Annotated in this window: 19 protein-coding genes; 8 read left to right on the top strand and 11 right to left on the bottom strand. The window is 62.2% G+C overall.

The annotated features are described in order from the left end of the window. Positions 1–40: 40 nt before the first annotated feature. The 4 genes from QM596_RS23240 to QM596_RS23255 form a co-directional block, all read right to left on the bottom strand. A complete protein-coding gene (locus QM596_RS23240) occupies positions 41–337 on the bottom strand; it encodes a DUF2516 family protein (protein ID WP_003941505.1) in 297 nt (98 codons plus the stop codon). Positions 338–433: 96 nt separating this feature from the next. Then, entirely contained in the window at positions 434–1,261 is an 828-nt protein-coding gene (locus QM596_RS23245; protein WP_019744417.1) for a heparin-binding hemagglutinin, read from the bottom strand. Next, positions 1,254–1,760 carry a helix-turn-helix domain-containing protein gene (locus tag QM596_RS23250; RefSeq protein WP_019744418.1) on the bottom strand — a complete coding sequence of 169 codons (507 nt, stop codon included), beginning with the start codon at positions 1,758–1,760 and terminating at the stop codon, positions 1,254–1,256. Before QM596_RS23250 ends, QM596_RS23245 begins: the two co-directional genes overlap by 8 nt. 103 nt (positions 1,761–1,863) lie before the next feature. Next, positions 1,864–3,144 (bottom strand): DUF445 domain-containing protein, encoded by a 1,281-nt coding sequence (locus QM596_RS23255; RefSeq protein ID WP_020968906.1) that lies wholly within the window; start codon positions 3,142–3,144, stop codon positions 1,864–1,866. A 170-nt stretch (positions 3,145–3,314) separates the two neighbouring features. On the opposite strand from QM596_RS23255, the gene QM596_RS23260 reads away from it, so the two are divergent. Beyond that, the gene (locus QM596_RS23260; RefSeq protein WP_003941527.1) at positions 3,315–4,049 is read left to right on the top strand and encodes a TetR/AcrR family transcriptional regulator; all 735 of its coding nucleotides are present in this window, start codon (positions 3,315–3,317) and stop codon (positions 4,047–4,049) included. A 57-nt stretch (positions 4,050–4,106) separates the two neighbouring features. Then, positions 4,107–4,961: a polyphosphate kinase 2 family protein gene (locus tag QM596_RS23265; RefSeq protein ID WP_019744420.1), complete on the top strand. Its 855-nt coding sequence runs from the start codon at positions 4,107–4,109 to the stop codon at positions 4,959–4,961. A 16-nt stretch (positions 4,962–4,977) separates the two neighbouring features. Here QM596_RS23265 and QM596_RS23270 read toward each other — a convergent pair whose 3' ends face one another. Beyond that, positions 4,978–5,199: a hypothetical protein gene (locus QM596_RS23270; RefSeq protein ID WP_020968904.1), complete on the bottom strand. Its 222-nt coding sequence runs from the start codon at positions 5,197–5,199 to the stop codon at positions 4,978–4,980. A 114-nt stretch (positions 5,200–5,313) separates the two neighbouring features. Here QM596_RS23270 and QM596_RS23275 point away from each other — a divergent pair, with 114 nt between their 5' ends. Beyond that, complete coding sequence (locus QM596_RS23275) at positions 5,314–5,883, top strand: DUF2231 domain-containing protein (RefSeq protein WP_020968903.1); 570 nt, start codon at positions 5,314–5,316, stop codon at positions 5,881–5,883. Positions 5,884–5,905: 22 nt separating this feature from the next. Here QM596_RS23275 and QM596_RS23280 read toward each other — a convergent pair whose 3' ends face one another. Beyond that, the gene (locus tag QM596_RS23280; RefSeq protein ID WP_020968902.1) at positions 5,906–6,319 is read right to left on the bottom strand and encodes a DUF6292 family protein; all 414 of its coding nucleotides are present in this window, start codon (positions 6,317–6,319) and stop codon (positions 5,906–5,908) included. Between the two features lie 120 nt (positions 6,320–6,439). On the opposite strand from QM596_RS23280, the gene QM596_RS23285 reads away from it, so the two are divergent. Continuing rightward, complete coding sequence (locus tag QM596_RS23285; protein WP_020906742.1) at positions 6,440–7,708, top strand: glycosyltransferase; 1,269 nt, start codon at positions 6,440–6,442, stop codon at positions 7,706–7,708. Positions 7,709–7,779: 71 nt separating this feature from the next. On the opposite strand, the gene QM596_RS23290 is transcribed toward QM596_RS23285, so the two are convergent. After that, positions 7,780–8,367 carry an STAS domain-containing protein gene (locus tag QM596_RS23290; RefSeq protein ID WP_349307329.1) on the bottom strand — a complete coding sequence of 196 codons (588 nt, stop codon included), beginning with the start codon at positions 8,365–8,367 and terminating at the stop codon, positions 7,780–7,782. 247 nt (positions 8,368–8,614) lie between these two features. On the opposite strand from QM596_RS23290, the gene QM596_RS23295 reads away from it, so the two are divergent. Then, entirely contained in the window at positions 8,615–9,046 is a 432-nt protein-coding gene (locus QM596_RS23295) for an ATP-binding protein (RefSeq protein ID WP_020968899.1), read from the top strand. Next, entirely contained in the window at positions 9,043–9,837 is a 795-nt protein-coding gene (locus QM596_RS23300) for an RNA polymerase sigma factor SigF (RefSeq protein WP_020906739.1), read from the top strand. Before QM596_RS23295 ends, QM596_RS23300 begins: the two co-directional genes overlap by 4 nt. A gap of 15 nt (positions 9,838–9,852) precedes the next feature. On the opposite strand, the gene QM596_RS23305 is transcribed toward QM596_RS23300, so the two are convergent. The 4 genes from QM596_RS23305 to aceA form a co-directional block, all read right to left on the bottom strand. Then, a complete protein-coding gene (locus tag QM596_RS23305) occupies positions 9,853–10,893 on the bottom strand; it encodes an NAD(P)-dependent alcohol dehydrogenase (protein WP_019744429.1) in 1,041 nt (346 codons plus the stop codon). Between the two features lie 72 nt (positions 10,894–10,965). Then, positions 10,966–13,272 carry a 5-methyltetrahydropteroyltriglutamate--homocysteine S-methyltransferase gene (gene metE / locus QM596_RS23310; protein WP_019744430.1) on the bottom strand — a complete coding sequence of 769 codons (2,307 nt, stop codon included), beginning with the start codon at positions 13,270–13,272 and terminating at the stop codon, positions 10,966–10,968. Positions 13,273–13,363: 91 nt separating this feature from the next. Further along, complete coding sequence (locus tag QM596_RS23315; protein ID WP_003941541.1) at positions 13,364–14,260, bottom strand: 3-hydroxybutyryl-CoA dehydrogenase; 897 nt, start codon at positions 14,258–14,260, stop codon at positions 13,364–13,366. A gap of 184 nt (positions 14,261–14,444) precedes the next feature. Continuing rightward, complete coding sequence (gene aceA, locus QM596_RS23320; protein ID WP_003941533.1) at positions 14,445–15,734, bottom strand: isocitrate lyase; 1,290 nt, start codon at positions 15,732–15,734, stop codon at positions 14,445–14,447. 504 nt (positions 15,735–16,238) lie between these two features. Here aceA and QM596_RS23325 point away from each other — a divergent pair. Continuing rightward, complete coding sequence (locus QM596_RS23325) at positions 16,239–16,862, top strand: serine/threonine protein kinase (RefSeq protein ID WP_257209939.1); 624 nt, start codon at positions 16,239–16,241, stop codon at positions 16,860–16,862. 79 nt (positions 16,863–16,941) lie between these two features. Further along, complete coding sequence (locus tag QM596_RS23330) at positions 16,942–17,229, top strand: FmdB family zinc ribbon protein (RefSeq protein WP_020906737.1); 288 nt, start codon at positions 16,942–16,944, stop codon at positions 17,227–17,229. The last annotated feature ends 75 nt before the right edge of the window (positions 17,230–17,304 follow it).

The raw sequence follows: 17,304 nt of genomic DNA on the forward strand, positions 1-17,304 counted from the left end.
CCTGGAACCGCGTCACCGGATGAGCAGAAACCGCGGCCCGCTACCAGCGGGAACCGCCATGCTGGATGTCGTCCACGCGCGGTCGAACGTCGACGAGATATACACACACTGCAACAACCGCGATGATGCCCAGGAGACCGACAGGGGATGTCGCCAGCAGGATCAACGCCGCAACGATCAGAATTCCGAGCCAGATCGGCTTGGTCAATTTGTTGACCGCGGTAAAGGCGTCCGGACGCTGCCTGACGGCATGAACGATCGCGTAGACAGCACCCACCAACGCGAGCACTTTCAGTGCGAGAAAGATCAGACCGACTAGCCCATCGACTTGAGTCACAACTACATCCTAAGTTCTCATCCGGTTCCCGACGAACACGAAGGCTCCCACACTCGGCTGAGCGCGGGAGCCTTCGTCAGGTGGAGCTGGGCAAAATCAGGCCTTCTTGGCCGGAGCAGCCTTCTTGGCCGGAGCCGGCGCGGTGGCCTTGGCCGGAGCAGCCTTTGCCGGTGCAGCCTTGGCCGGAGCGGCCTTCTTGGCGGCGGTGGTCGCGCGCTCCTGGACGTCGGAAGCAGCAGCGGTCACGCGAGCAGCAGCTTCCTTGGAAGCCTCGTCTGCCTGGTCACCGAGGTCGAGGACCTTCAGTGCTGCCTCGTCGCCTGCGTCGGCGATCTTCTCGCCGGCGTCAGCGATCTTCTCGCCGACCTCTTCTGCGGTGTCGGAGATGCGTCCGGCAGCGCGGCCGGCCAGCTTGGCAGCCTGCTCGCCCACGGCGCGCGTCTGACGAGCAACGGTTCCGAGTGCGTCTTCGGTCAGCTCGACGGCGTCGCCGAGTGCCGACTCTGCAGCAGCGATGCCCTCTTCGACTGCGGGCTGCTTGCGGATGCGCTCGACTGCGTCTTCGCCGCGCTCTGCGAGGGAGTTGTACAGATCGCCGGCAACCTTGAGGTATGCCTCGGCGACCTTGCGGAGTTCCTCGGGTGCGAACTTCTCTCGCAGCTCGGCGAGCTCTTCGGGCAGCTCGGACGGCAGGCCGGCGAGACGCTCGCGCAGTGCCTCGACGCTCTCGGCAACGTCACCCTGAACGGAAGCAAGCTTCTCGCGGGCACCGTCGACACGGCCGTTGACGTCACCCTGGGTGTTCTCGGCGCGCTCACGAACCTGAGCGACTACATCGGCCACGGCCTGGACAACCAGGTCGCCTGCGCCGACAGCGGCGTAGAGCGAGGTCTTGACGCTGTCGATGGCGTTCTTGTCAGTCATCTTGTTCTCCTAGTGAAGTCTCGGTGTCTGGAATTGCGGCCGATTCAGCGAAATCGGGCGCTGCGGCTGGTCTGGACGACTCGTTCTCGCGACAGAACGAGTCGTAGATTTCGAGCAGTACTTGCTTCTGCCGTTCGTTGATGGCCGTCTCGGCCAACACCGCGTCCCTGATGGGACTGTGCGGGCGTTGTTCGAGATATCCCGCTTGGACGTACAGGACTTCTGATGAGACCCGAAGACCCTTGGCAATTTGCGCCAGTACGTCTGCCGACGGTTTGCGCAATCCGCGTTCGATCTGACTCAGATACGGATTGCTGACGCCGGCGAGTTGAGCAAGTTGGCGCATCGAAACTTGGGCGGCTTCCCGCTGTGCACGAATGAACCCCCCGATGTCGTGTGCCGCAGAGCTGACGACGCGAGCTGCCAAGTCGCTTGCTCCGGCTGCGGCACCGGATAATTCACGATCTCCGTCATCGGAGTTCGTCGACTTCGCTGGCATTGCGTCCTCCCTTTCCAGTGGACATTTCCCAGGATAGGAGAGGGTGCTAACTATTGCAAGCACTACTGCTAGCACTCGTGGTGGACGTCACATACCGGACAGCTCAGCCGAAGATGAGAGTCGAAATCGTGTAGATCAGCAGCCCGGCGATCGAGCCGACAACGGTGCCGTTGATACGGATGAACTGAAGATCTCGACCGACCTGCAGCTCGATCTTCTGGCTCGCTTCGTCGGCATCCCACCGCTCGACCGTGTCGCTGATGACTCCGGTGATCTCGTCGGTGTAGTTCTCCGCGATGTACTTGGTGCCCTGCACCAGCCAGCCGTCGACCTTCTCACGCATGGATTCGTCGTCTCGCAGCCTGACTCCGAAGCCGGCCACGTTCTCGGCGACCTTGGTCCGCAGGGTGCTGTTCGGATCGTCGACCGACTCCATGATGAGGCGCTTGGCGACCTGCCACGTCGACGACGCCAGACCCGTCACTTCCTCGCGGCCCATGATCTCCGCCTTGATCCCTTCGGCCTTCTTGATGGTCTCCGGGTCGTTCTGCAGATCATCGGCGAAGTCGATCAGGAAGCGGTTGGCAGCGAGGCGTACCTCGTGTTCGGGATTGGAACGGACCTTCCAGGTGAACTCGACGAGTTCCTTGTAGATCTTCTCCCCCAGCATCGCGTCGACGAATTTCGGCGACCACGCCGGCGAATCGCGAACGATCACACGGTCGATCGTCTCCTGGCTGCCGAGTGCCCACTGATGCGCGCGCTCGGCAAGCAATTCGATGATCGGCAGTTGCTTGTTGTCCTTGAGCAACTCCCCGAGCACTCGGCCGATCGGCGGTCCCCACATGGGCTCGGCCAGCCGCTTCACGATCGTGTTGTCGATGATCTGGGCAATGTCCTCGTCGCGAAGAACCTCGACCATCCCGCGCAATACCGTCGACGTCTCGGCGGCGACGCGAGCGGCATTGGCAGGTTCAGCCATCCACGTACCGAGGCGGAGCGGAATCTGCGCCTGCTGCACCTTGGCCGACACAACCTCGGGAGCCAGGAAGTTCTGACCGACGAACGAGCTCAAACTGGCTCCGAGCTGGTCTTTCTTACGCTTGATGATGGCAGTGTGCGGGATGGGAAGCCCCATCGGATGACGGAAGAGCGCGGTGACGGCAAACCAGTCGGCAAGCGCGCCGACCATGCCCGCCTCGGACGCGGCCCGGACGTACCCGACCCACTCTCCGGCGCCGCGGGATTCCTGCCACCGGCAGAAGATGTAGACCACCGTCGCGAAGCCGAGGAGGCCAGTGGCGAAGACTTTCATCTTGCGAAGGTCCCGACGCTTGGCGGCGTCGTCGAAGGCGGAGAGGCTCAGTTGCTGCACCCTCGCCATTGTGCCGAAAGGTGTGACGCGGCGTAGCGCGAGCGACACGATGTCCGATTCGCTAGGACTTAATCCCCCGAACTGCGGATGTGAGTGCCCGAGATAAAGGCACGGACATTAAGCTGGACCAGAAAGTAGACCGATCGGACGTGGCTCGCACCACAGATATGAGATGACTCGTGGCCAAGAATGCCGTGCAGGACAACGAGCAGGTAGACGGCCCAGTCGTTGCTGATGCGAAGCCCGAGAAATCCGACGGTCGCAAGCGTCGGTGGCGCGAACACAAGATCGCTCGCCGCGAGGAACTCGTCGACGGCACCATCGCTGCTATCCGGGCCCGCGGCCGTGAGATCGGCATGGACGAGATCGCGTCCGAGATCGGTGTGTCCAAGACCGTGCTCTACCGGTACTTCGCCGACAAGAGCGACCTCACCACCGCCACGATGATGCGGTACGTCGAGACCATCCTGTCGCCGCGTATCTACGAAGCCATCAGCGGTGATCTCGACGATTTCGAACTCACCCAGGCCAGCATCACCGCGTACGTCGAGACGGTGGCATCCGACCCCGACATCTACCTCTACGTCATGGCCAACGGCGCCGGCGCCAACCGCGACGTCGTTGCCGATTCCGAGCGCATGATCGCCGAATTGCTCTCCACGGTGTTGGGCAATCGTCTTCGCGAGATGGAGATGGATTCCGGCGGTTCCCTGCCGTGGGCGTTCGGGATCGTCGGCGGAATTCAGCTCGCGACGCACTGGTGGATCTCCAACAAGTCGATGTCCGCAGAATCGCTGATCGACTACCTCACCATGATGACGTGGGGCGGCATCACCGGCATTGCTGCGGTCAACGGATCACCGGCCAAGTTCAAGTCGGTTCCGCATCCCCTCGTCAAGCCTGCCGAGGACTGACTCGCCCGAGACCGAACTTTCGAGCCACAGGGGTCGATCCTGTGGCACTCTTTCGGCATGGCACAAGACTCGCTGTGGGAAACACCGGCCGCCAAGACACTGCGGGCGGAGCCCGGGTTCGAACTCGATCAACTCGATCGCAACAGCACTCCGGGATTCACCGGAAACAAAGCTGACGGCGAACGTCTACTCGAGGAGCGCGGCGCGGTCCTGTCCGACCTGCAGGAGTTGCTCTACGCCAACGGCAGGTCCGGGGACAGCCGTTCCATCCTGCTGGTCCTGCAAGGAATGGACACCGCAGGCAAGGGTGGCATGGTCCGACACGTGATCGGTCACGTGGATCCTTCGGGAGTTCAGCACGCGGCCTTCGGCGTCCCGACCGAAGAGGAAAAGCAACATCACTACCTCTGGCGGATCAAGAAGGAACTCCCCCGCGGCGGCTATCTCGGTGTGTTCGATCGCTCCCACTACGAGGACGTCCTGGTCGTGCGCGTCCACGATCTTGTCCCTGAGGATGTCTGGAGCGCGCGCTACGACGAGATCAACCAGTTCGAGAAGGAACTCGTCGACGCCGGAACCACCATCGTGAAGGTGGCGATGTTCGTCTCGCTCGACGAGCAGAAGAAGCGGCTCGAAGAGCGGCTCGACCGCCCGGACAAGTACTGGAAGTACAACCCGGGTGATGTGACCGAACGCGGTTTGTGGCCTGCATATCAACAGGCGTATCAGGCAATGCTCGACAAGACGTCGACCGAGCACGCGCCGTGGTACGTCGTGCCGTGTGATCGGAAGTGGTACAGCCGAATTGCGGTCACGGAGCTACTGATCGACGCTCTGGAAAAGCTCGATCTCGACTGGCCGCCTGCCAACTTCGACATCGAGGCGGAGAAAGCGCGACTGGCACAGTCCTGATCAGAAGCAGTCCTGATCAGAACAGGTGTGGGGATTCGCGGTGCACTTTGTGGTCGTGATGAACGGTGCTGGTGTACAGGGCAACCGCCAGTCCGATGGACGCGACGCCGGCGAGCCCGGCAATCAACGCCCAACCACCGTGCCCTGAACCGGCGGCCACGAGAAAGCTGCCGAGACAGACAACTGTGGCCAGCACCAGGAAATACGACGCCCACGCTGCAAAGAGATTGAGCTTCATCGTTCGCTCCTCCGGTCGGATCTCTTTCGTTTCGACCGTACGCCGGAGCATGACGGTCGACAAGACACTCCTGTCGTGAGGTTTCCCGACGTCTACGCCGGGTAGCCGAATTGCATGGACATCGGAACTCTTTACCGCGGAATCGAATCGGCGCGCGGACTGGACGGTCCGTCCACTGGCATCAGACGCAGAATCCTCGAGATCACCGAGCGATCCGACAGATCGCGTACTGTCGCCGCACTTCTGCGCGGCGCCCTCGTCGGGCATCCCATCCATCCCGCCCTCGTGACCATTCCCGCGGGCGCGTGGACGGCTTCGCTGATCTTCGACGTGTCAGGCGATCCGCAGACTGCACGACGGTTGATCGGGCTCGGGCTGGTCTCGACGCCGCCGGCTTTGCTGACAGGCTGGCTGGACTGGTCCGAACGTGGCGACGTCGCACGCCGTGTGGGGCTGGTACACGCCGCGTCGAATGCTGTGGGGATCTGGTCTTTTGCCGCGTCGTACAGGCTACGCGGCAAGGATTCACTCGCGCTGGCGCGAGTTCTGTCGGTGCTGGGGCTCACCGCGGTCGGTGTCGGTGGCGCGCTCGGCGGTCACATCGTTTTCAAACTCATGGACGATCCTGCCGTCGAGGCTGCAGCGACTCCGGTTCTCGATCCCATCCTGGACGTGGTCAACTGAGCTGATCGGACCTCAATACTGTTCAGGCGTAAGCACTTCCGGAGTAGCTTCGTAGTTCTCGCGCGGTCTCGTCCGAATCCGCCAGTGGCCTGTTCATGACCCAGTGCGGGTTGCGCGTGCCCAGTGTCGCGGCAAAGTCGGCGACGGCGTCCGGGGTCGGCACTGCGTGTTCGCCCAGATATCCGAGAACGATGAGGTCCTCCCCTGAACGAGTCTCCACGGCCAGGGCCCAACCGCACGTCTCCTCCCACAGCAACGCCACCTCACGCCCAGGGAAACGCGGCACAGTTCGATCCAACGCGATGTAGGCCTCCAGAGGATGCTCGCGCCTGCAACACCATTGCTCTATGCCGGCCCCCACGCCGACCGCCACCCGTTGTACGTACCGCTCGAACCCGAGTCCGACGGTTGCGTCGACCAGCATTTGTTCTGTCATCGAACCTCACTCCTCGCCATCGTGTTTGGAATGTGCCCAGCGCTGACCGCGCCGAAACCCGGTTCAGATCACGGACTCCGGGTATCCCCAGACGAACCGATCAAGTGGAGAGGGGACCCGATGAAGTACTCGCCCGCTATGGCTCCCGGACGAATGCTGAAGATCTCCATGGTGTCGGTGAACGCCGATCCACTCGCACCGGTGGGCTGCTCGGCAGCCGGTGCACAGAACCTGCACGTCGACGAACTGTCCGCGGCCCTGGTTCGCGCCGGACACGATGTCACCGTCTTCACCAGGCGGGCACACGTCGGTGGACCGGACCGCGTTCGCGCCCGCGCCGGGTACTCCGTCGACTATCTCGAAGCCGGACCGACACACGCTCTCCCGGACGCCGAAATACTCCCCCACCTGGGCACCTTTGCCAGCATTCTGCGCGCTCAGTGGAGTACCGACCGACCCGATGTGGTGCACTCGCACTTCTGGATGTCTGGTGTGGCAACGGAACTCGCGACCCGCTCACTCGGCATCCCCGTACTTCAGACATTCCATTCCCTGGGATCTGCGGCGCACCGACACCTCGGAGCAGCCGACGACAGTCCATCGGAGCGGACTCACCTGGAACCGTTGATCGCCAGGGGCGCAACCCATGTGATCGCGACAAGTTCGGACGAGATCTTCGATCTGGTTCGGCAGGGGTCACCACGATCACGGACCACGATGGTGCCCTCGGGCGTCGATACCGAAGCGTTCACCCCGGAGGGACCCGCCGCGAAGAAGACCGCGCCGCATCGATTGATCTGCGTCGGAAGGCTGGTGGAGCAGAAGGGCTTCGATGTTGCCGTCGCCGCGCTGGCTTCGCTGCCGGACACGGAGTTGGTGGTGATCGGCGGGCCACCCGTCGCGCAACTGAGCACCGACGAGGTTGCGATCCGCTTGGTCAAGCTCGCCGAGCGGCTCGGCGTCGCAGATCGAGTCCAATTGTTGGGACGCGTTCCGCACCGCCAGCTACCGAAACTGATGCGGTCGGCCGACGCCCTCGTATGCACCCCCAGATACGAACCTTTCGGAATCGCGGCGCTGGAAGCGATGGCGTGCGGAGTTCCCGTAGTCGCGACTCCTGTTGGCGGACTGCGGGATACGGTAATCGACGGACTCACCGGGCGTCGGGTACCGGTGAACAGCCCCGTGGAAACCGCGCGCGCGGTCCGGCATCTTCTCGACGACGAAGACGAGGGCGCGGCGTTTGCACGGCAGAGTCGGGCCCGAGCGTGCGAATCGTATTCATGGGATCACGTCGCCACCGAGGTGGTCCGAACCTACGGCCGCTGCGTCACAGCACCGCCGAGAGCCCGCCAACACAAGGGCACTCACCGAAGTGAAGTGCACTGACGCTGACGGGCTCTACGAAGCTGATTTCTCGGAACTGGGGGTGACTCGAAACTATCGGCGAAAGGGCGGTATCAAGCCGGGAAACGTCGGGTCTCTTCGAGTCCGATTGCATGATCCAGCGACTCGTAGCAGGCAAACATCGACTCCTGACCAGCTGCTTTGAGTAGCCTCTGAACCGGGCGGGCGCAGACGAGCGCGAGTGTGCCGCCCACGTCGCGTGATCGCGTCGACAGGACCGACAGCACGGACAAGCCGCACGTCCCCATGAATTCGAGTTCGGAGAGATCGACAACCAGCGTCCGGTCCGCGGCAACGTGGTACGTCAAGAAGTCACGAAAAGCATTGGCGCTCATCAGGTCGATCTCGCCACGAACGTGGATCACAGCGGTATGTGCACTGATGCGGTGCGCGTGAAACGATGCGGTCGCTGTCCCGGTCGCGGGAGGTCCGTAATCTACCGATCCCTTCGCCGCGTTCGTAAAGCCTGAAATAGATGATCCTGGAACAACAGTCATGGTTCTCCCATCCCGCAACGGTTTACACTCTGCAAAAGAGAAGGGACCTCCGAAGGAGCCGCACGATGAACGGGTCTCCAGAATTGCGGATAAATCCCTCATCGGCTGTGTGCTCAACCTCGGTTTGAAACAGTACGCCAGCATGACCGGCGTCACAAGTGCGTTGCGACCATTCGTTTCGGTGTTCCGAACAAAAATGTGGTTTGGTCTGCGGTTCCGCGAGGTAATCCGATGTTGCGATCGCCAACGGTCGTGAGCAGAATCGTGTCGTTTACCCCGGCACCACCATCGACCAAATTTCGTGTTCGGGGGTCACTGTGAAGGTCGAGATGGGTATCGTTCTCGGCACCAGACTTCACCGCGACCCCTGGTACGACGATCCGGAGAACTTATGGCACACCTCAGCGCACTCGAGCCCGATCAGGATCAGACTCAGCCAGTTGTGGAGTTGAGGATTCAAGCGACTCTCGATCAGCTGTCGATTTTGCGTGCACTGGCCGCCACTGTTGCCATTCAGGAAAACTTCGACCTCGACGCCATCGCCGACATCAAATTGGCCATGGACGAAATCTGTACGCATCTGATTGTTCGTGCTGCGCCTGATTCGGTTCTGGTGTGTCGGTTCGTGTTCACTCCCCCGCAACTGCACGTATCCGTATCGACGACAACCACGGAGTACGAGGACAGCACTCAGCGATCGTTCGGGTGGCACATCCTCACCGAACTCACCGATTCGATTTCACTCGACCAGGAAGAGAACCTGGGCGGCGTCGGCTACATCACGACCATGAAGTTCACCAAGGCCCTCAGCGGGCGCCTGTGACCGCTTCCGCAGACGGCCCGTCACGCCCGCGCCGGCGGTCCACCGACGAATATCGGGACGTCATACCCGTTTTCGAGGAAATGCGGACCCTCGAGCCCCACAGTCCGGAGTACGAACGAGTGCGCACCGCACTGATCACCAGGTGCCTACCGTTGGCCGAACACATCGCCAGACGATTCGACGGACGCGGCGAGGCACACGACGATCTGGTTCAGGTGGCGCGTCTCGGTCTGGTCAACGCCGTCGACCGTTTCGATTCCACGCGCGGATCCGATTTCGTCTCGTTCGCGGTTCCCACCGTGATGGGCGAAGTTCGACGACACTTCCGCGACACCGGTTGGGCATTGCGGGTTCCACGCCGGATGAAGGAGTTGCACTTCCAACTCGGGCAAGCCATCAGCGAGCTGTCACAACAACTCGGGCACGCGCCGACCGTCGACGAGTTGGCCGAGACGTTGGGGATCGAACGTGAAGAAGTTGCCCAGGCGTTGATCGCCGGCAACGCGTACCAGACCGTCTCGGTCGACGGTGCCGCGTCCAATCACACCGACGATCTTCCGCTCGTGGAAACACTCGGTGACTACGACGCAGCACTCGAGAACGTCGAGAATCACGAGGCCTTACGTCCACTTCTCGACAAGCTGCCCGAACGAGAGCGGACGGTGTTGATGCTCAGATTCTTCGGAAACCTGACGCAGACACAGATCGCCGAGAAAGTCGGTGTGTCCCAGATGCACGTGTCGAGATTGCTCGCGAAGACATTGAGTAATCTTCGCGAGCAACTCGACTGAACGTGACTGAGGTGGTCAGATTGTTGCGGTGTCGATCACGAATCGGTATCGAACGTCGCTCTTGATCACGCGCTCGTAAGCGTCGTTGATGTCGCTCGCCGGAATCAGTTCGATTTCTGCGCCGATGCCGTGCTCGGCGCAGAAGTCGAGCATCTCCTGTGTCTGCGGGATGCCGCCCACCATGGAGCCGGCGAGGCTACGACGGTTTGCGGCGAGCGAGAATGCTCGAACTTCGATCGGCTTCTCCGGCAGGCCCAGTTCGACGAGCGTGCCGTTGATGGCGAGCAAGGACATGTAGGCGTCGATATCGAGATTGACCGAGACCGTGTTGAGGATCAGGTCGAACTCGCCGCGAAGAGCCTTGAACGTCTCACGGTCATTGGTCGCGTAGTAGTGATCGGCGCCGAGACGAAGGCCGTCTTCCTTCTTGCCGAGCGTCTGGCTCAGGACGGTGACTTCCGCGCCGAGCGCCTTGGCGATCTTCACACCGACGTGACCGAGGCCGCCGAAACCGATGATGGCGACCTTCTTGCCGGGGCCGGCATTCCAGTGCCGCAGCGGTGAGTACAAGGTGATGCCGGCGCACAGCAGCGGCGCGGCAACGTCGAGTTCGATGCCCTCGGGGATCGAGAGAACAAAATGCTCGGTGACGACGATGTGCGTCGAGTAGCCACCCTGAGTGCGCTCGCCGTCGCGTCCGGTGGCGTTGTATGTACCGGTCACACCCTTGCGGCAGTACTGCTCTTCGCCGGCCAGGCAGGCGTCGCACTCTCCGCAGGAGTCGACGAAGCAGCCGACGCCCACGCGGTCGCCGACTTTGTGCTTGGTGACATCCGAACCCACCGCGGCGACGACGCCGGCGATTTCGTGTCCGGGGACGATCGGGTACTTGGCTCCGCCCCACTCGTTGCGAGCGGTGTGGATGTCGGAGTGGCAGATGCCGGCAAATTTGATGTCGATGAGAATGTCCAGTGGACCGAGCTCGCGGCGTTCGACGGTGGTCTTCTCGAGCGGACCGTCAGCGGACGTCGCGGCGTAAGCAGCAGCAGTAACCATGCACACATGCCTACCCGTGCATGGAGGGACCTGCAAATCGCAGGCCCCTCCATGACGTGTTCTTGACGTGACTTACCCGGCGTCGCGCTCCGCTTGTTCGGCGCGACGACGCAGGCGCCTCGCGGCCGCAACCATGTTGCGCAGCGAAGGCTCGAGCTGCCATGGATGGCGGGTCTTGAGGCCACCGTCCGGGTTGGCCCACAAACGATCGAGAGAGATCGATTCGCTTGCCTCGGTGAGCAATTCGTCGAGCTCGTCGATGTCGGGAATCCGAGCCGAACGAGATTCGTACACACCGGGGCCGACGCCGTGCGTGAGCGCGCCTTCCTTGAGTGCTTCGAGAACCCACGTGATGGAGCGGGTCGCGACGATAGCCGTCACATCGGCGTCCAACCGTTCGATGGCGTCGACCACCGACGACCGAGCGGAGTACGTCAGATGTGTGTGGATCTGTGTTTCCGGCTTCGCTCCACCTGTTGCCAGACGGAACGCGTCGACGGCCCACTCCAGGTAGGCCTCCCGGCCGTCCTCACGCAGTGGCAGCAGTTCACGAATTGCCGGCTCGTCCACCTGGATGATGGCGATTCCGGCAGCTTCGAGATCCGCGATTTCGTCTCGAATGACAAGTGCCAGTTGCTCTGCCGTTTCGTAGAGCGGCTGATCCTGACGAACGAACGAACGGGCGATCATGGTGACCGGACCCGTCAGCATGCCCTTGACCGGCTTGTCGGTCAGCGACTGCGCGTACGCAATCCACTCGACCGTCATCGGCTTCGGACGTGCGATGTCGCCGTAGAGAATCGGCGGACGCGTGCAACGAGATCCGTAGGCCTGAACCCAACCGTTGTGCGTGAAGGCATAGCCCTCGAGCAGTTCGGCGAAGTACTGGACCATGTCGTTGCGCTCGTGCTCGCCGTGCACGAAGACATCGAGACCGATGTCCTCTTGCAGACGGATTGTGCGCTCGATCTCTTCCTGGATGCGCTTGTAGTAGTCGTCCCACTCCAAACGCCCCTGGCCGAGTTCGTAACGAGCCTGGCGAATCGCGTCGGTCTGCGGGAACGAACCCAATGTCTGGGCCGGAACCAAGGGCAGGTTCAACCGTTCCTGCTGAGCTTTACGACGCTCCTCGTACGGTGCACGCACACGATCTTCGGGCTTGATCGCGTTGACCCGAGCACGGACAGCGTGCTTGAGCTTGAAGTGCACCTTCGTCGGACGCTTACGCCACTTGTCCGAAGGACCTTCGGTGAGTGCCTTCGCCAGGGAGACGACCTCGCCGACCTTCTGCTTCGCAAAAGCCAGACGGTCTGCGACGTCTCCCGGAATGTCGTACTCGGAGAGCACGTCGTACGGCACGTGCAGCAGCGACGACGACGTGGAGACGACGAGGTCGGGCACAACGTCCTTGAGTTCGTTCAGGTACGTCAAGGTGTTGAACCGGTCGACGCGCCAGACGTTGCGACCGTCGACGACGCCCGCGTAGATGCGCTTGCGCTTGATGTTCGGCACTGCGGCCAGTTCCTCGGCCGTGATCTTGCCGTGCACCAAGTCCAGACCGAAGGCTTCGATCTTGGTGGGCGCCAAGATGTTGAGGGCTTCGCCGAACTTGCCGTACGGACCGGTCACCAACAGGCGTGGGCGGAGCGGAGCCGTCGACAGCTTCTCGTACGCACGTCCCAGAGCGGCTAGCTCCTCGGGGGTGCGGTCCTCGGTCACCGAAGGCTCGTCCAACTGAACACAGGTGGCACCGGCCTTGGCGAGCTGCTCGAAGAGCTTCTCGTACTCGGGCAGGAGCGCGTCCAACAAGTCGAGCGGGGTGAAGTTCGGATCGGACTTCTCGGTGGCAGGTCCGACCTTCGAGAGCAGAAGCAGCGAGACGGGCCCCATGATGACGGGGCGCAATTCGATGCCGCGCGCCTTAGCGCGTTCGAACTCGTCGAGAAGTGCCTCCGAGTTGAGCGAGAACACCGTGTTCGCGTCGATCTCGGGCTGACGGTAGTAATAGTTCGTGCCGAAGAAGCGCACCAGCTCGAGAGGCGGGAAGTCCGGGCGACCGCGGGCCATCGTGAAGTAGAAATCGAGCGGATCGAGGGCGCCCTCGAGCGGCTTGAACCGCTCCGGCACTGCGCCGAAGAGCAGCGCATTGTCGAGGACGTGATCGTAGAAGGAGAAGGTGTTGCCCGGAACCTGGCTCAGTCCCGTCGCAGCCAGTTCACTCCAGGTCGATTCCTGGAGTTCCTTGGCGACCGCGAGAAGTGCGTCCTTGTCCGAAGTGCCGTGCCAGTAGGACTCGAGGGCGCGCTTGAGCTCACGGCGCGGCCCGATGCGCGGATACCCCAGGACGCTGGAGCCGAATGCTGCAGTGCTGCTGGACATGCGGTCGACCTTTCTAACCGAGGGGCGCGAGCGCCCTGTGCGCGTTTATGGAGTCTCTACACTCCACAAACGCGCACAGGGGCTTTGGGCCTTAGCTTGCCTGCTTGGTGGAGCGACCGTTGTCGGCGTATTCGTAGAAGCCCGCGCCGGACTTCTTGCCGGTCAATCCGGCTTCGACCATACGCAGGAGCAGCGGCGGAGCGGAGTACAGCGGCTCCTTGAACTCTTCGTACATGGAGTCGGCGATGGACTTGACGGTGTCGAGTCCGACCAGGTCCGTCAGAGCCAGCGGACCCATGGGGTGCGCGAGGCCGAGAACCGTTGCCTTGTCGATGTCTTCCTTCGTAGCGAAGCCAGACTCGACCATGCGGATCGCCGAGAGCAGGTACGGCACCAGGAGTGCGTTGACGACGAAGCCGGAGCGGTCGGCACTGCGGACGACCTGCTTGCCGAGGATGTCGCTGGCAAAAGCCTCGGCGCGCTGCGAGACGGAGGCACTGGTCTTGAGCGTCGTCACCAATTCGACGAGCGGCAGAACCGGAACCGGGTTGAAGAAGTGCATACCGATGACTCGCTCGGGACGCTTGGTCGAGATGCCGAGCTTCATGATCGGGATCGACGACGTGTTGGACGCGAGAACCGCATCCGGGTCCGTCACGACCGCATCGAGCTCGGCGAAGATTTCGCTCTTGATCTTCTCGTCTTCGACGACGGCCTCCACGACGAGCTGGCGGTCCGCGAAATCTCCCAGATCGGAGGTGAAACGCAGACGCCATGCGGCCTGCTCACGCTCACGTTCTGTGATCTTTCCGCTGCTCACGCCGCGGTCGAGCGAACGCAGGATGCGTGAACGCCCGGCTGCTGCAAGCTCGCGAGTCTGCTCGAAGACCAGAACATCGACATGTGCGCGGGCGCACACCTCGGCGATTCCGGCACCCATGATTCCGGCGCCGATAACGCCGACGCGCTGAATTTTTTCGCTGGTCACGTCAGCTCCTTGTTTGTCTCGTGGAGTTTGTCTGGTGAAGGTGTTGTAAAAGGAGCACTTCGAACGGCGTCGACGCTGGTGGCCGACGCAATCGGAACTGCCTTGAAGACGAGAGAAAGTAGTGCGGTGATACAAGCAGGGGAGAGACCCGAAGCCGAGCCTCTCCCCCACCCGAAGTCAGTTCTTAGTGGAACTGGCCCTCTTCGGTGGAGCCCTTGAGAGCTGCCGTCGAGGTGTTGGGGTCAACGGTGGTGGCGATGGTGTCGAAGTAGCCGGCGCCAACCTCACGCTGGTGCTTGATAGCGGTGAAGCCACGCTCTTCGGCAGCCTTGAACTCGCGCTCCTGCAGGTCGACGAATGCCGTCATGCCTTCGCGGGCGTAGCCGTAGGCCAGGTCGAACATGCCGTAGTTGAGCGAGTGGAAGCCTGCCAGCGTGATGAACTGGAACTTGAAGCCCATCGCGCCGAGCTCCTTCTGGAACTTCGCGATGGTCGCGTCGTCCAGGTGCGCCTTCCAGTTGAAGGAAGGGGAGCAGTTGTAGGCCAGGAGCTGGTCCGGGAATTCGCTGCGAACGGACTCGGCGAACTTCTTTGCAACCTCGAGATCCGGCACGCCGGTCTCCATCCAGATGAGGTCTGCGTACGGTGCGTAAGCCTTGGCGCGAGCGATGCAGGGCTCGATGCCGTTCTTGACGCCGTAGAAGCCTTCAGCCGTGCGGGTTCCGTCGAGGAACGGGCGGTCACGCTCGTCCACGTCGGAGGTGATGAGGGTTGCAGCCTCAGCGTCGGTGCGGGCGATGATGACGGACGGAACGTCCGCAACGTCGGAAGCCAGACGAGCCGAGGTCAGGGTGCGGATGTGCTGCTGCGTGGGGATGAGCACCTTGCCACCGAGGTGGCCGCACTTCTTCTCCGAAGCGAGCTGATCCTCCCAGTGGACACCGGCAGCGCCGGCGCCGATCATGGCCTTCTGCAGCTCGTAAGCGTTGAGAGCGCCACCGAAGCCGGCTTCGGCGTCGGCAACGATCGGAGCGAGCCAGTTGCTGACGGAGGTGTCACCCTCGGTCTTGGCGATCTCGTCGGCGCGCAGCAGTGCGTTGTTGATGCGACGAACGACGGTCGGAACCGAGTTGGCCGGGTAGAGGCTCTGGTCCGGGTACGTGTGGCCCGAGAGGTTAGCGTCGCCGGCAACCTGCCAACCGGAGAGGTAGATGGCCTTCAGGCCGGCGCGAACCTGCTGCACAGCCATGTTGCCGGTAAGTGCACCGAGGGAGTTGATGTAGTCCTCGTTGTTCACGAGATCCCACAGGATCTCGGATCCGCGACGAGCGAGGGTCTGCTCCTCGACGACGGTGCCCTGGAGCTTGACGACCTGATCGGCCGTGTAGTTACGAGTAACGCCCTTCCAGCGAGGGTTGGTGTCCCAATCCTGCTGGAGCTCAGCTGCGGTCTTCGGGGTGCCGGTGGTCGACATCAAGACTCCATCTCTTTGATCTGCTGGTCCGGCCTGTTGTGAGCAGTACGTGCGTACTACTTCACATACTTGCCAGGCCCTTCTTGTGTACTTACCGAGAATGGCACATCGAAAAAGTGCCGTCTACCTGTTGCTAATGCCAATCTTCGCTACCTTTTCAACACACTTTGCTAAGTCTGTGAAGATTCCTACACGGCTGGTACTACCCAATCGGACAGGTTCCGTACTGGCGAGTAGCAAAGAAACCGCAGGCTGTGAACGAAATGCACTCAACTCCGTCACTTGCAAATTCCGGCAGTTCGCGCGGCACTCGGAACAGGCCCATCCGCTACTTCGGAGCCAACTTCACGACTCGCAAGTGACCGCAATCACTTCGTGGCAACAGGCTTCGCTCGGGCAATTCCAGGGATCTACCCGTCAGAAAGCCACAGACAACCCATTCGCCGGCCATATGCTGTCGAACCATGACTTGTCGTTCGACGCCCCCGACCGGGCGATAAAGCGGTGCCGGACAACTATCAGCGGCCACCGAACAACCAGGCATGGTCGCAATCCGGTCCACAGCCGCCACAGTTGGGCTACCGGGCCGCGCCGCAGTCGTATCCTCCGCCCCAGGGATTCCCGCCTGCACCGCCACGTGGAAATCCGCCGCCGCGTCGGCCCGGCTGGGTGATTCCGGTATCCGTAATCGGAGTCATCACTGTGTTGGCTCTCTTCGGCGGGCTTGCCTGGGTCCTCTGGCCGAAGGACGTCCCAAACTCAGCCGCCGGTGGCGCGGCCCAGACCACCATCACCGCCGCGAACACACCCGGCACCACGACAACCGCTCCCAGCACGACATCCCCGACGACCGCACGCGCCGCGAACTTCCCGGCCGGTGCGTCCGCCTGCCCCGGCGGGCAGCCGGCCGGAAGTTACAAGGAGTCCGCGACAAGTGGGGGCAAAACTTCGTGCGAGTTTGCCGAGGCAGTTCGGATCGCCTACGGAAACTCCGGTGCCACCGGTGCCTCCAGCACCGTGTCCGCACGTAGTCCGGTGACCGGCAAGGAGTACACGATGGCATGCAAGGTGACCTCCGGCATCGTCACCTGTACCGGCGGAGACAACGCGGTTGTGTACTTGCGCTGACGGGCGCAATTGCGGCATCGGCAACCCGGTGCGTGTCGTTCCAGTGTCGCACTTACGGATCCTCCGATAGCGTGACCGCATGCCTCTGTACGAGTTTCGCTGTACCGGCTGCGGCCCGCTCGAGCGGTCGTTCGCGATGGCCGAAGTGCCCCAGTCGATCCGTTGCCCCCAGTGCAGTCTCGAATCGAAGCGTGTTGTCTCGTCTCCCCGTTTGAGTCACAGCTCGTCAACCGCGATGGGTTTACTGGACAGCACTGCCCGATCAGCTCACGAGCCTGCCGTGGTCAGTGGGTCACTACCCGGCCGTGGCCGACAATCTGCCCCGACGACGTCCAATCCGTTGCACCGCAAGCTACCTCGCCCCTGAGCGTCCTCACCGCGCGTCCTGGCCGTGAGTCCCGATCCGACACGAAAGTCCTGCCGCCACGAGTTTTCCGTTTCT

It is taken from the genome of Rhodococcus sp. IEGM 1406 (assembly GCF_030056745.1).
In the GTDB taxonomy this organism is placed as follows: Bacteria; Actinomycetota; Actinomycetes; order Mycobacteriales; family Mycobacteriaceae; genus Rhodococcus_F; species Rhodococcus_F erythropolis.

Coding starts and splice junctions, on each gene's coding strand:
- QM596_RS23290 (WP_349307329.1), bottom strand. CDS start 8,367: ATGCTGGCGTACTGTTTCAAACCGAGGTTGAGCACACAGCCGATGAGG.
- QM596_RS23245 (WP_019744417.1), bottom strand. CDS start 1,261: ATGACTGACAAGAACGCCATCGACAGCGTCAAGACCTCGCTCTACGCC.
- QM596_RS23330 (WP_020906737.1), top strand. CDS start 16,942: ATGCCTCTGTACGAGTTTCGCTGTACCGGCTGCGGCCCGCTCGAGCGG.
- QM596_RS23255 (WP_020968906.1), bottom strand. CDS start 3,144: ATGGCGAGGGTGCAGCAACTGAGCCTCTCCGCCTTCGACGACGCCGCC.
- metE (WP_019744430.1), bottom strand. CDS start 13,272: ATGTCCAGCAGCACTGCAGCATTCGGCTCCAGCGTCCTGGGGTATCCG.
- QM596_RS23295 (WP_020968899.1), top strand. CDS start 8,615: ATGGCACACCTCAGCGCACTCGAGCCCGATCAGGATCAGACTCAGCCA.
- QM596_RS23285 (WP_020906742.1), top strand. CDS start 6,440: ATGAAGTACTCGCCCGCTATGGCTCCCGGACGAATGCTGAAGATCTCC.
- aceA (WP_003941533.1), bottom strand. CDS start 15,734: ATGTCGACCACCGGCACCCCGAAGACCGCAGCTGAGCTCCAGCAGGAT.
- QM596_RS23305 (WP_019744429.1), bottom strand. CDS start 10,893: ATGGTTACTGCTGCTGCTTACGCCGCGACGTCCGCTGACGGTCCGCTC.
- QM596_RS23275 (WP_020968903.1), top strand. CDS start 5,314: ATGGACATCGGAACTCTTTACCGCGGAATCGAATCGGCGCGCGGACTG.
- QM596_RS23280 (WP_020968902.1), bottom strand. CDS start 6,319: ATGACAGAACAAATGCTGGTCGACGCAACCGTCGGACTCGGGTTCGAG.
- QM596_RS23250 (WP_019744418.1), bottom strand. CDS start 1,760: ATGCCAGCGAAGTCGACGAACTCCGATGACGGAGATCGTGAATTATCC.
- QM596_RS23270 (WP_020968904.1), bottom strand. CDS start 5,199: ATGAAGCTCAATCTCTTTGCAGCGTGGGCGTCGTATTTCCTGGTGCTG.
- QM596_RS23265 (WP_019744420.1), top strand. CDS start 4,107: ATGGCACAAGACTCGCTGTGGGAAACACCGGCCGCCAAGACACTGCGG.